Source organism: Geodermatophilus sp. SYSU D01105 (assembly GCF_054050095.1).
The window spans coordinates 53107-65841 of sequence record NZ_JBJGYR010000007.1 but is presented as its reverse complement, the minus strand read 5'-3'; the positions used below and the strand labels follow the sequence as shown (position 1 = coordinate 65841).

Below are 12735 nucleotides of genomic sequence, written 5' to 3'. Positions count from 1 at the left end.
CCAGCTCGCCGTCCTGGGCGTGGGCGAGGACCGCATCCGCAGGGCCATCCGGTCCGGCAGGTGGCAGGAACCGGTCCCCGGGGTCGTCGTCCTGCACTCCGGGGCGCTCACCCGGCGGGAGAGGTACCTCGCGGGGCTGGCGTGGGCAGGACCCGACGGCTGCCTCTCCCACTCGAGTGCTCGCGCTCGGAGCAGGACGCGTGTGCCGCTGAGATCTGGGCGGCACTCTGCAGTCGAGCGCAGTGAGAGCGCAGCAAACCGCGCCGTGGCACTCCGCTCCGCTCCACCCCGCTCCGCTAGCGCGACGAGGCGCGGGCGTGGGCCACCGCGGTGAGCGCGTAGGCGGCGCCCACGCCCAGCACCAGCGGGACGGAGACCCCCGAGGCGGGCAGCAGGAACGCCGCGACGAGCAGCGCCACCACGTAGCTGACGTTGACCAGCATGTCGTAGACCGAGAACACCCGGCCGCGGACGTCGTCGGCCACCGTCTCCTGCAGCGTGCTGTCCACGCAGATCTTCACCGCCTGGCCGCCGAAGCCGAGCGCGAGGCCGGCCAACGCCACCGTCGGCGCCAGGAAGGGCAGGCCCAGCGCCACCATCACCGGCCCGAGGACGGCGAGCACCAGGGTGACCCAGCGCGCCCGGCCCAGGCGCCGCACGGCCGGCGGGGTCCCCACGGCCGCCAGCAGGGTGCCGACCGCCCCTGCCGCGACCACCACGCCGAGGCCGGCCAGCCCGCCGGGGACGGGTCCCCACGGGGCGAGCGTGTTGCGGAACAGCAGCAGCGTCATCAGCGTGACCAGCCCGAAGCAGAGCCGGTGCACCGTGATGACCGCCAGCGCGGTGGCGGCCGGCCGGATCGACCAGGCGTACCGCGCGCCGGCGAGCATCCCGGCGCCGACCGCGCGCAGGGACGACCGGGACCCCGCGTCCGGGCCGAGCGAGCCCCGCCCGAGGCCCGCCACCGCCAGCGCCGAGAGCAGGTACGGGAGGGCCGCGCCCGCCGTCATGACCGCGTAGGTGCCGTCCCCGGCGCTCCCCAGCGGCAGCAGGGCGACCGCGACCGCCCCGCCGACGACCGTGGCCACCGAGCCGGCCGTCGTCGACACCGCGTTGGCCGGCACCAGGGACGGCGGGTCGGTGGTGTGCGGCAGCGCCGCGGACAGCGCGGCGAGGACGAACCGGTTGACCGAGAACACCGCCAGCCCGGTCAGGAGGTACGGCGCCCCGGCGACCCCGCCCCACACCAGCGCTGCGAGGAGGGCGACCAGGCCGGCCCGCAGGAGGCCGCACCCCAGCAGGACCTGCCGGCGGCTCCACCGGTCCAGCAGGACGCCGGCGAACGGGCCGACGAGGGAGTAGGGCAGCAGCAGGACGGCGAACCCCGCGGCGACGTCGAGCGGGTCGGCCGCGCGCTGCGGGTTGAACAGCACCGTGCCGGCGAGGGCGGCCTGGAGCACGCCGTCCCCGGCCTGCGAGGCGAGCCGCGTGGCGAGGAGCCGGCGGAAGTCCGGCCGCACCAGGAGGGAGCGAACGGTGGTCGCCGCCTGCCGCACGCCGTCACCCTACGGTGGCCGTCCCCTGCCTCTGGGTGGACGACGGGCCGAAGGTCCCCACCGGGGCGCCCTCGCCCGCCGCGGGCCCGCCGGGTGGGGCACACTGGAACCCGATGACTCCCCCGCCGCCGAACGAACCCGAGCCCGGGCCGCCTGGCCGCCCGGCCACGGGACGTCGGCGTCCGGAAGCGGTGCCCGCCCTGTCGATCGGCAGCCTCGACGACGTCCGTCCCGGCTCGTTGCTCGTCGCGATGCCACTGCTGACCGACCCGACGTTCGCGGGCACGGTCGTCTTCGTCCTCGACCACAGCGACACCGGCACGCTGGGCGTCGTCCTGGGCCGGCCGAGCCAGGTCGAGATCCGCGACGTGCTGCCCGGCTGGTGCGACCTCGCCGTCGACCCGGGCGTGTTCCACGTGGGCGGTCCGTGCGAGACCGACACCGCGCTGTGCCTGGCGGTGTGCCCGGGCGCCGAGCCCGACGCCGACAGCGGCCTGCGCCGGGTCGCCGGCGACGTCCACCTCGTCGACCTCGACGCCGACCCCGACGTGCTCGACCCCCGGGTCCGCGGGCTGCGGGTGTTCGCCGGCTACGCGGGCTGGTCACCGGGCCAGCTGGCGGGCGAGATCGCCGAGGGCGCGTGGGCCTGCGTGGCCGGCCGCCCCGAGGACGTGCTCAGCCCACTGGCCGGCCCGGAGCTGTGGCGCCGGGTCATGGGGCGCCAGACCGGGCGCCTGGCGGTGCTGTCCACCGCGCCGGCCGACCCGTCGGTCAACTGAAGGTCACGATCCGCCGCACACGGGCAGCGCGGTCGACCCGGATCTGGTAGGAAGAGGACTGGGAGGGGCGGTCTGGGGAAGAGGCCGCCCCTCCCGCACGTCCAGGGTCGGCCCGTCCTCCTCTACAGCCCGACGGCCGCCGCGACCTCCGGGTGCTCCTCCCCGTCGACGGTCTGGGACTCCTCCGGCGGGGTGATCGTCCGCTCGCCGTGGTCGGACAGGGTCACCGTCACCTCGAGGTCCTGGTCGGGCAGTCGGGTGGCGAACTGCACCAGCAGGTCGCTGGAGCTGTCCACCGCCACCGACCAGCCGGAGTCGGAGGCGTAGACCGCGGTCAGCTCGCCGTCCACCGAGCGCTCGCCCTGCCAGGAGTAGTCCGCGCTGCGGAAGGCGCCGGCGTCGTCGGGCTCCTCGGCGGCGAGGTTGAGCACCAGCCGGACCAGGACGTCGGTGAGTGGCTGCTCCTCGCCGGTCGCCAGCGGCCGGGTCACGTAGGAGGCCTCCGGCAGCCCCGCCTCCGCCAGGGAGTCGGCCAGCCCGGGGACGTCGCCGAACCACAGCGTCTCGGACGTGAAGAACAGCGTCCGGGCCGCGTCGGGCCGGTCGCCGCCGAAGGTGGTCACCGCCTGTGCGCGACCCACCTGCCCGGGGAAGTCGACCTCGCCGGTGAGGGTGAGGACGGTGTCCTCGCCGTAGGGGGCGGTCACCACGAAGTCCGCGCCGCCCTGCTCGCTGTTGCGCGCTAGCAGCGTGGCGAGGACGCCGGCCTCCTCGGGCGTCACCGGGTCACCGGTCCGCCGCTCCCCGTCGTCGGCCGAGCAGCCGGTCAGCAGCGCGAGCACCAGCCCCAGGACCGGGACGAGGGGACGGCGGCGCGGCGGCATGGCGCCCAGGGTAGGCAGCGGTGCAGGTCGCGGCCGGGTTCCACGCGGAACGCGACAGGGCCCGCCCCCCGCATGCGGGGAGCGGGCCCTGCCGACCCCGTCCAGGGGGACGGGGTCCCACCCTCAGCGCTCGACGTCGCCCCGGATGAACGCCTCGACGGCGTCGCGCGCCTCGCTGTCGCTGTACTGCACCGGCGGGCTCTTCATGAAGTAGGAGGACGCCGAGAGGATCGGTCCGCCGATGCCCCGGTCCTTGGCGATCTTCGCGGCCCGGACGGCGTCGATGATGATGCCGGCGGAGTTCGGGGAGTCCCAGACCTCGAGCTTGTACTCCAGGTTCAGCGGGACGTCGCCGAACGCGCGGCCCTCGAGGCGCACGTAGGCCCACTTGCGGTCCGACAGCCACGGCACGTGGTCCGACGGGCCGATGTGCACGTTGCCCTGGCCCATGTCGCGGTCGACCTGGCTGGTCACCGACTGGGTCTTGGAGATCTTCTTGGACTCCAGCCGCTCGCGCTCGAGCATGTTCTTGAAGTCCATGTTGCCGCCGACGTTGAGCTGCATCGTGCGGTCCAGCTGCACGCCGCGGTCCTCGAAGAGCTTGGCCAGCACGCGGTGGGTGATGGTGGCGCCCACCTGGCTCTTGATGTCGTCACCGACGATCGGCACCCCGGCGGCGGTGAACTTGTCCGCCCACTCCTTCGTGCCCGCGATGAACACCGGCAGCGCGTTGACGAAGGCCACGCCGGCGTCGAGCGCGCACTGGGCGTAGAACTCGGCGGCCTGCTGCGAGCCGACCGGCAGGTAGCAGACGAGCACGTCGGCCTGCGCCTCGCGCAGCGCGGCGACGACGTCCACCGGCTGCTCGTCGGACTCGTCGATCGTCTCGCGGTAGTACTTGCCGAGGCCGTCGAGGGTCGTGCCCCGCTGCACCGGCACGCCCAGCGGCGGGACGTCGCAGATCTTGATGGTGTTGTTCTCGCTGGCGACGATGGCCTCGGACAGGTCGCGACCGACCTTCTTGGCGTCGACGTCGAACGCTGCGACAAACTCCACGTCGGACACGTGGTACTCGCCGAAGCGCACGTGCATCAGGCCCGGCACGGACGTGGTCTCGTCGGCGTCCCGGTAGTAGTGCACGCCCTGCACCAGCGAGGCGGCGCAGTTGCCGACGCCGACGATGGCGACCTTGACAGATCCCATGGAGATCTCCTTGTTCTCGGACCGGTGTGCGGTCGTGGCTTCGGACCGCGGGCGGTCCTGTCGGGGAACGGGGGCCGGGGGGTTCCCCGCGGGGGTCATCCGGAGTGGGGCGGCACCGGCCCCGCGGGCGGGCCGACGTCCCCGTTCTCGACGCCGTCGGTTCGACGCCGTTCGCTGTCGGTGCGCTCCTTGTCGATCAGCTCCGCGAGCCAGCGGACCTCCCGGTCCACCGACTCCAGGCCGTGGCGCTGGAGCTCGAGCGTGTAGTGGTCGAGGCGTTCGCGGGTCCGGCTGAGCGAGGCCCGCAACCCCTCCCGCTGCCGCTCCACCGTGCGGCGACGGCCCTCGAGGATCCGCAGCCGCACGTCCGCGGCGGTGTGTCGGAAGAACGCCAGGCGGACGCCGAAGAGCCCGCCGTCGTCGTACGCCTCCGGGCCGGACTGGCTGACCAGCTCGTGGAAGCGCTCCTTCCCCTCCGCGGTGATCGTGTAGACGACCTTCCCGCGCCGGCCGGTGAGCGGCGGTGCGTCGGCCGGCAGCAGTGCACGGGGCTCCGGGTCCTCGGTGGTGACGTACCCGGCGGCGTGCAGCCGCTTGAGCGCGGGGTACAACGACCCGTACGAGATGCTGCGCAGCCCCCCGAGCACCTGCGCGAGCTGTTTGCGCAGCTCGTAGCCGTGCATCGGGTGCTGGTGCAGCAGGCCCAGGATGGCGAACTCGAGCACGTCGCCTCCCCTTCGCCCCGCGGTTCGATGTATCGGGACGATACATCGACAGGTGAACGCCACCACAACGGGAGGTGGCGGACCGGGGGGCGCCGACGCCCGAGCGGGCGTCGGTCAGCGCGTGATCTGACGTCCGCCGTCGTCCCCGGTGCGTACATTGGCGCCGTGCCCGGACGTCGATCCGTCGTGGACTACTCGCTGCAGCGGCGAGCCGTCCTCGCCGACGTGTACGCCGGACGCACGGGGCTCTTCGAGGTCTGCGACGCCAGTCCGTACCTCTCCCGCGCGGCCAGGTACCACGGCGAGGCGACCGACCTCGCCTGCCCGGTGTGCCGCAAGGACCGCCTGGTCCTGGTGAGCTACGTCTACGGGGAGCACCTCGGGCCGACGGCGGGTCAGGCCAAGACGCAGGCCGAGCTCGCCCGCATGGACGCCGCCCAGGAGGAGTTCACCGTCTACGCCGTCCAGGTGTGCCGGAGCTGCGGCTGGAACCACCTGGACTGCTCCTACCTCCTGGGCGCCGAGCCCGAGCCGGGGCGCACGCCGCGCCGCACACGACGGCGGGCTGCGACGGAGTAGTCGCGCCGCCGGGGAACAAACCCGCCCCGGTGGACCCTTCCGTACCACAGGACCGCTGTGGGACGGCGATGTCGCGGGTCCTCCCCCGTTCTCACAGCTGAAGACGACACCCTGGGTGTGGGACGCCTGTGTCCCGTGTCCACCAACGAGTCAGAGAGGGGCCCCTTCGTGCCTCCCCACGACGAGACCTCCCCGGTCGGGCCGCCAGGCGGCTCGGACCGCCGGCCGCCGCCCGGCCGCACCGGTGGCGGCAGCGGCGGCAGCCGGCGTCCGCCGGCCGGCCGCGGAGGCCGGACGACGGCGTCACGCAGCGGTGCCCCCGCCACCCGCGGCACGCGTCCCGCCGCGAAGGGCTCTGCCGCCAAGGCGGCGCGGACGACGAAGCAGAAGCGCCGCCGCCGGCTGAAGATCGCCGGCGCGACCCTCGCCGGGCTGCTGGCGCTGCTCTGCGTCTTCGTCGGCGTCGTGTACGCCACCACCGAGGTCCCCGACCCGAGCTCGGTGCAGAACGCGCAGACCACCGTCGTCTACTACGCCGACGGCACCACCGAGATGGCCCGGCTGGGCGTGGACGGCGGCAACCGCACCAACGTGCGCCTCGACCAGGTCTCCAAGCCGGCGCAGGACGCGATCCTGGCGGCGGAGAACCGCAGCTTCTACACCGACCCCGGGATCTCCTTCACCGGCATCGTCCGGGCCGCCTGGAACAACCTCACGGGCGGTTCGACGCAGGGCGGGTCGACGATCACCCAGCAGTACGTCAAGAACGCCTTCCTGACGCAGGACCAGACGTTCAGCCGCAAGTTCCAGGAGCTCTTCCTCGCCATCAAGTTGGACAACAACTACGACAAGGAGGAGATCCTCGAGAACTACCTGAACACCATCTACTTCGGGCGCAACGCCTACGGCATCGAGGCCGCCGCGAACACCTACTTCGGGGTGCCCGCCGCCGAGCTCACCCCGCAGCAGGGCGCCGTCCTCGCCGTCCTGGTCCGCAGCCCCAGCAACAACGACCCCGCGGTCAACCCGGAGGGCGCGCTGCAGCGCTGGAACCTGGTGCTCGACGCGATGGTCGAGGAGGGCTGGCTCTCCCAGGCCGACCGGGACGCCTCGGTCTACCCGCCGGTGCTGCCCAAGTCCCCGTCGTCGCTGGGCATCCCGGAGGGCCCCGAGGGGCTGGTCGTCCAGCGCGCCGTGGCCGAGCTGGAGGCCAAGGGCTACACCGAGCAGCAGATCCGCGCCGGTGGCCTGCGGATCACCACGACGGTGGACAAGCGCTACCAGGACAGCGCCATCGCCGCCGTCGACACCGTGATGGCCGGCGAGCCCGACGGGCTGCGCCAGGCGCTGGTGTCGGTCGACCCGCGCACCGGCGCGGTCCGGGCCTACTTCGGCGGGCGCAACGGCACGGGTACCGACTACGCGCTGGCCCAGCGCCAGCCCGGCTCGTCGATGAAGCCCTACACCCTGGCCACCGCGCTCGAGCAGGGCATCAGCGTCAACTCCCGCCGGGACGGCAGCTCCCCGCAGAAGTTCCCCGACCGGGACGCGCTGGTGCGCAACTCCGGCGGTGCCTCCTGCGGGGCGTGCACCCTCGTCGAGGCCATGACGCGCTCGCTGAACACCACGTTCTATGGGCTGGCCTACGAGGTCGGCCCGGCGAAGGTCCGGGAGACCGCCCTGGCCGCGACCGGGCTGCCCGAGACCTGGCAGAGCGGGACGCTCGAGGGCAACACCACGCTGGCCAACGCCGACGGCTTCACCGGGTCGGCGATCGGCATCGGCGAGTACGAGATGCGCCCGATCGACCAGGCGCACGGCTTCGCGACCTTCGCCAACGGCGGCGTCGAGCACGAGCCGTTCTTCGTCTCGCGGGTGACCGACAACGAGGGCACCGTGCTGCTGGACTACAACGGCGACACCGGCGAGCAGGCCATCCCGGCCGACATCGCCAACGACGTCACCTACGCGCTCAAGGGCGTGGCCGCCTACTCCAAGCGCGCCCTCGACGGCGGCCGCGAGGTGGCCAGCAAGACCGGTACGCAGGGCCAGGGCGAGGACAACTCCGACGCCTGGATGGTCGGGTACACGCCGTCCATCTCGACCGCGGTGTGGATGGGCAACGACTCCCCCAGCGACCCGATCGTCAACGCCAACGGCGCGATCATCTACGGCTCGGGCCTGCCCGGGGCGATCTGGCAGGAGTTCATGGACACCGTCCTGGACGGGACGCCGGAGGAGGACCTGCCCGACCGGGCGATCATCCGCGGTGACACCGGCGTCGGTGTGCCCGAGCCGACCCGGGAGCGCACCACCTCCGCGCCGTCGTCCTCCGCCGCGCCGACCAGGTCGTCCGAGCCGGCCGAGCCGACCGAGACCCAGGACGACGCCGAGGAGAGCGGCGACGGCGACGGGAACGGGAACGGGAACGGGAACGGGAGCGGGAACGGGAACAGCAACGGGAACGGCAACGACGACGCCGGGACCGGCACCGGAGAAGGCGACCAGGGGACCGAGGAGGAGGGACCCGGTGGCGGCCAGACGACGCCCGAGGACGGCAGCGATGTGACCGAGGGCGACACGACTGGGGACACGCAGAACGGTCAACCCGCTGTGCCGGTGCAACCGGCCGCCTGACTCCCTGAGGGCAGACTGACCGGTGTGAGCAGCACACCGACGGGCCCGTCCGATCCGGCATCCCAGCCGGCGGACGGGCCCTCGGCGTCTCCGGGGGTCGCGGTCCGGTCGGCGGACGACGGCCGTCCCGACCGCGTCGTGCCCACCTGGAGCGACCCGGTGGCCGTGCAGGCCAGCGAGGCCGTGGGCGGCCCGTGGGGCCGGCACGCGGTCACCGGGCGGGCGCTGTTCTGGACGCCGCTGCGCGTCTGCCTGCTGTTCACCACCGCGGTGCTGGCCCTGGCCTGGGTCAAGCAGGCGCCCTGCTCCGACGGCAACTGGGCCGGCTCGGTCCAGTACACGCACTTCTGCTACTCCGACACCGTCCCGCTGTTCGGCCTGCACGGCCTCGACCGCGGCGAGATCCCCTACCTGGACTCCGCCGTCGAGTACCCGGTGCTCACCGGCGCCTTCATGGCCGCCGCGGCCGGCCTGGGCCGCGCCTACGACGCGCTGGCCGCCGCCGTCGGCGTGCTGCCCGACGTACCGCCCGTGCAGTCGTACTACGTCGCCACCTGCCTGCTGCTCTCGCTGTGCGCGCTGCTGGTGACCCGCGCCGTCCTGGCGACGTCGGGACGGCGGCCCTGGGACGCGGCGATGGTGGGCCTGTCCCCGCTGCTGTTCGTGCACGCCTTCACCAACTGGGACCTGCTCGCCGTCGCGCTGGCCGCCCTCGGCCTGTGGGCGTGGGCGCGGCGACGTCCGGTGCTGGCCGGAGCGCTGCTGGGGCTGGGCGTCGCGGCCAAGCTCTACCCGGTCATGGTGCTGGGCGCGCTGTTCCTGCTGTGCCTGCGGGCCGGTCGGCTGGGCACCTGGCTGCGGACGGCGATCGCGGCCGGCGTCGCCTGGCTGCTGGTCGACGTCCCGGTCGCCGTCCTGGCGCCGGAGAACTGGTCGCGGTTCTTCCGGCTCAACAGCGAGCGGCCCGCCGACCCGGACACGCTCTGGAACATCGCGATCACCGTCTCCGGCGGCCGGTTGTTCGGCGGTGTCCCGGCCGAGGGCGAGGCCCCGGCGGTGCTCAACGCCGTCGTCGCCGTCGCCCTGCTGGCGCTGGTGGCCGCGGTGGCCTGGCTGACCCTGGCCGCGCCCGTGCGTCCGCGGGTGGCCCAGGTGGCCTTCCTGCTGCTGGCCGGGTTCCTGCTGCTCAACAAGGTGTGGAGCCCGCAGTACTCGCTGTGGTTGCTGCCCCTCGCGGTGCTGGCCCGCCCGCGGTGGCGCTCGCTGCTGCTGTGGCAGGCCACCGAGGCGCTCCTGTGGGTGCCCCGGATGCTCTGGTACCTCGGCACCGGTGACCGCGGCGTCGAGGTGGAGTGGTTCTTCCTCGCGGTCACCATCCGCGACGTGGCCGTCCTCGTCCTCGTCGCGCTGGTCGTGCGCGACGTCTGGCACCCGGACGGGGACGTGGTCCGGGCCGGCTGGCCGGGCGTCGACGACCCCGCCGGAGGCGTGCTCGACCACTCCCCTGACCGGGTGCGCCTGACGGGTGGTCGCCTGCACCGCACCCCGGGCACGCCAGAGGCACAGCAGGCAGTGCACACGTCCCGAGGTGCCGCGACGTAGACGGAGCTGCTGTGCCTGGGGGTCAGCCGGCGAGGGCCGCCCGCAGGGCCTGGATCTCCGCAGCGTGCTCGGCGGCGTCCCCGGGTGTCTCGAGGACGACCGGGCAGTCCGCCGCCCGTGCCACCTCGGCCAGCAGCTCGAAGGGGATCTCGCCGGACGTCAGCGGGGCGTGCCGGTCGCGGCTCGAGCCGGCCGGGTCGCGGCTGTTGTTCAGGTGCACCAGGTCGATGCGGCCGGTGATGGCGCGGACGTCGTCCACGGCCGTGGCGAGGTCCCAGCCGGCCGCCCACGCGTGGCAGGTGTCGAGCACGAACCCGGCGCCGAACTCGCCGACCGCCTCCCACAGCCGGGCGATGGCGTCGAGGTCGCGGGCCATGGCGTTGCCGCCCCCGGCGGTGTTCTCGATGAGCAGCGGCAGGGGGAACCCGCCGTCCTCGGCCTGCCGCGCGAACGTCTTGCGCCAGTTGTCGACGCCGACCGCGGGATCGTCCTTGGCCAGCACGTGACCGCCGTGCACGACCATGCCCAGCGCGCCGATCGCCGCGGCCGCCTGCGCGTGCTTGTCGAGCAGCTTGCGGCTGGGGATCCGGATGCGGTTGTTCGTCGTCGCGACGTTCAGCACGTAGGGCGCGTGGACGACGACCACGACGTCGCTGGCGAGCAGGTCGGCGGTGTCCGGGCGCGGCTTGGGGGCGGTCCACCCCTGCGGGTCGGCGAGGAAGACCTGCACGCCGTCGGCGTCCATCTCCGCGGCTCGGGCGAGCGGGCCGCCGGCGTCGAGCTCGTTGTCCTCGGTCAGGCCAGGGCCGACGTGTACGCCGATCGGGTGAACTGCCACGCGCCGACCCTAGGAGGACCCCTCGCCCCTCGTCGCTCGCAGGCTCGCGGAGGGACCCTGCAGGGGGCCAGCGGCCCGGTCGAGCCTGCGGACGACGGCGGCGGGCTCCCTGCCGGGCGCTGGTAGCCTGGGAGGAGCGCGTTCCCCGGTGCCCGACACCGGTCGGGGCGCGCGACGCGTGTACGACCCTCCTGCTGCAGATGCACTGCAGCCGCCGAGACCAGAGGAGGTGGGGTTCTCCGTGCGTCACTACGAACTGATGGTCATCCTCGACCCCGATCTCGAGGAGCGCACCATCGCGCCCTCGCTCGACCGGTTCCTGACCGTCGTCACCAACGCCGGTGGCACGTTCTCGACCGAGATCTGGGGCCGCCGCCGGCTGGCCTACGAGATCAAGAAGCAGGTCGAGGGCATCTACGCCGTCATCGACATCCAGGCCGACCCGGCCGCGGTGGCCGAGCTCGACCGGCAGCTGAACCTCAACGAGTCGGTCCTGCGCACGAAGCTGATGCGGCCCGAGGTCCACTGACCATGGCCGGCGAGACCGTCATCACCGTCATCGGCAACCTGACGTCGGACCCGGAGCTGCGGTTCACGCCGTCCGGCGCCGCGGTCGCCAACTTCACCGTGGCCTCGACGCCGCGGACCTTCGACCGTCAGTCCCAGGAGTGGAAGGACGGCGAGGCGCTCTTCCTGCGCTGCAACGTGTGGCGGCAGGCGGCGGAGAACGTCGCCGAGTCGCTCACCCGCGGTTCGCGGGTGATCGTCTCCGGCCGGCTCAAGCAGCGGTCGTTCGAGACCAAGGAAGGCGAGAAGCGCACCGTCGTCGAGCTCGAGGTCGACGAGGTCGGCCCGTCGCTCCGCTACGCCACCGCGAAGGTCACCAAGGCCTCCCGCGGCGAGGGCGGTGGCGGCGGCTTCGGCGGCGGTGGCGGCGGTGGTGGCTTCGGCGGCGGGTCCAGCGACCCGTGGTCGACCCCCGCTCCCCCGTCGGACGAACCGCCCTTCTGAGAGAGGACCCTCTCGCCCCCCACGCCTCGCTCCGCGCAGGCGGAGGGCCCCTGCGAGAGGGCCGTCCGTTCCCTGAACCTCTTCGTACTGGAGAACCCCGGTGGCCAAGCCCCCCGTCCGCAAGCCCAAGAAAAAGGTCTGCCAGTTCTGCAAGGACAAGGCGACCTACATCGACTACAAGGACACGACCCTGCTGCGGAAGTTCATCTCCGACCGCGGCAAGATCCGTGCCCGCCGCGTCAGCGGCAACTGCAGCCAGCACCAGCGGGACGTCGCCGTGGCCGTGAAGAACAGCCGCGAGATGGCCCTGCTGCCCTACACCTCCACGGCGCGCTGACCATGAGCACCCAGAAGCTGATCCTGACGCAGGAGGTCACCGGTCTCGGGTCCTCCGGTGACACCGTGGAGGTCAAGGGCGGGTACGCCCGCAACTACCTCCTGCCCCGCGGCCTGGCCATCGTCGCCACCCGCGGTGCCGAGAAGCAGGTCGACTCCCTGCGCCGGGCGCGGGCCGCCCGCGAGGTCCGGACGCTCGAGGAGGCCCAGGCCGTCGCCGGGCGCCTGTCGGGTCTGACCGTGCGGGTGCCGGCCCGCGCCGGTGAGGGTGGCCGCCTGTTCGGCCGGGTCACCACCGCCGACGTCGTGAACGCCGTGACCGCCGCGGGCGGCCCCGAGCTCGACCGTCGCCGGGTGGAGCTGCCCAGCAGCATCAAGACCACCGGACAGCACACCGTGACCGTGCGGGTGCACCCCGAGGTGACCACCCAGCTGGCGATCGAGGTCGTCCCCGGTTGACAGCGGACCCCTCCCGGAGGGGTCACAGTGCCCGCGAGGGGCGTCGGACTCCGGTCCGGCGCCCCTCGCGGCGTTGCGGGGCCGGTCGGCCGACCGCAGGGCCAGCGAGACCTGGCCGGGCAGGTC

At 73.4% G+C, this 12735-nt stretch carries 13 protein-coding genes; 8 read left to right on the top strand and 5 right to left on the bottom strand.

Translation table 11 applies throughout. The features are described 5' to 3' along the window. Window positions 1-296 precede the first annotated feature (296 nt). Window positions 297-1556 (bottom strand): MFS transporter, encoded by a 1260-nt coding sequence (locus tag ACI79I_RS08310; RefSeq protein ID WP_456991839.1) that lies wholly within the window; start codon window positions 1554-1556, stop codon window positions 297-299. A gap of 191 nt (window positions 1557-1747) precedes the next feature. On the opposite strand from ACI79I_RS08310, the gene ACI79I_RS08305 reads away from it, so the two are divergent. Beyond that, window positions 1748-2335 carry a YqgE/AlgH family protein gene (locus tag ACI79I_RS08305; RefSeq protein WP_456991838.1) on the top strand — a complete coding sequence of 196 codons (588 nt, stop codon included), beginning with the start codon at window positions 1748-1750 and terminating at the stop codon, window positions 2333-2335. 122 nt (window positions 2336-2457) lie between these two features. Here ACI79I_RS08305 and ACI79I_RS08300 read toward each other — a convergent pair whose 3' ends face one another. From ACI79I_RS08300 to ACI79I_RS08290, 3 genes are all read right to left on the bottom strand, one after another. Beyond that, window positions 2458-3219 (bottom strand): hypothetical protein, encoded by a 762-nt coding sequence (locus ACI79I_RS08300; RefSeq protein ID WP_456991837.1) that lies wholly within the window; start codon window positions 3217-3219, stop codon window positions 2458-2460. Window positions 3220-3342: 123 nt separating this feature from the next. Beyond that, window positions 3343-4422, bottom strand: a complete 1080-nt coding sequence (locus ACI79I_RS08295) for an inositol-3-phosphate synthase (RefSeq protein WP_456991836.1) — start codon at window positions 4420-4422, stop codon at window positions 3343-3345. 95 nt (window positions 4423-4517) lie between these two features. Next, window positions 4518-5147 (bottom strand): PadR family transcriptional regulator, encoded by a 630-nt coding sequence (locus ACI79I_RS08290; RefSeq protein WP_456944820.1) that lies wholly within the window; start codon window positions 5145-5147, stop codon window positions 4518-4520. A gap of 165 nt (window positions 5148-5312) precedes the next feature. Between ACI79I_RS08290 and ACI79I_RS08285 the strand changes: the two genes are divergently transcribed. The 3 genes from ACI79I_RS08285 to ACI79I_RS08275 all read left to right on the top strand — a co-directional run bounded on the left by ACI79I_RS08285 (window position 5313) and on the right by ACI79I_RS08275 (window position 9965). After that, entirely contained in the window at window positions 5313-5726 is a 414-nt protein-coding gene (locus ACI79I_RS08285; RefSeq protein WP_456991835.1) for a DUF5318 family protein, read from the top strand. Between the two features lie 168 nt (window positions 5727-5894). Next, window positions 5895-8363: a transglycosylase domain-containing protein gene (locus ACI79I_RS08280; RefSeq protein ID WP_456991834.1), complete on the top strand. Its 2469-nt coding sequence runs from the start codon at window positions 5895-5897 to the stop codon at window positions 8361-8363. A 138-nt stretch (window positions 8364-8501) separates the two neighbouring features. Beyond that, window positions 8502-9965 (top strand): glycosyltransferase family 87 protein, encoded by a 1464-nt coding sequence (locus ACI79I_RS08275; protein WP_456991833.1) that lies wholly within the window; start codon window positions 8502-8504, stop codon window positions 9963-9965. Window positions 9966-9987: 22 nt separating this feature from the next. Here ACI79I_RS08275 and ACI79I_RS08270 read toward each other — a convergent pair whose 3' ends face one another. Then, a complete protein-coding gene (locus tag ACI79I_RS08270) occupies window positions 9988-10803 on the bottom strand; it encodes a deoxyribonuclease IV (RefSeq protein ID WP_456991832.1) in 816 nt (271 codons plus the stop codon). A gap of 241 nt (window positions 10804-11044) precedes the next feature. Between ACI79I_RS08270 and rpsF the strand changes: the two genes are divergently transcribed. The 4 genes from rpsF (at window position 11045) to rplI (ending at window position 12609) form a co-directional block, all read left to right on the top strand. Beyond that, the gene (gene rpsF, locus ACI79I_RS08265) at window positions 11045-11332 is read left to right on the top strand and encodes a 30S ribosomal protein S6 (RefSeq protein WP_456944815.1); all 288 of its coding nucleotides are present in this window, start codon (window positions 11045-11047) and stop codon (window positions 11330-11332) included. Window positions 11333-11334: 2 nt separating this feature from the next. Further along, complete coding sequence (locus tag ACI79I_RS08260; RefSeq protein WP_456944814.1) at window positions 11335-11814, top strand: single-stranded DNA-binding protein; 480 nt, start codon at window positions 11335-11337, stop codon at window positions 11812-11814. Between the two features lie 100 nt (window positions 11815-11914). Continuing rightward, window positions 11915-12151 (top strand): 30S ribosomal protein S18, encoded by a 237-nt coding sequence (gene rpsR, locus ACI79I_RS08255; protein WP_091377883.1) that lies wholly within the window; start codon window positions 11915-11917, stop codon window positions 12149-12151. Window positions 12152-12153: 2 nt separating this feature from the next. Continuing rightward, entirely contained in the window at window positions 12154-12609 is a 456-nt protein-coding gene (gene rplI, locus ACI79I_RS08250; protein WP_456991831.1) for a 50S ribosomal protein L9, read from the top strand. The last annotated feature ends 126 nt before the right edge of the window (window positions 12610-12735 follow it).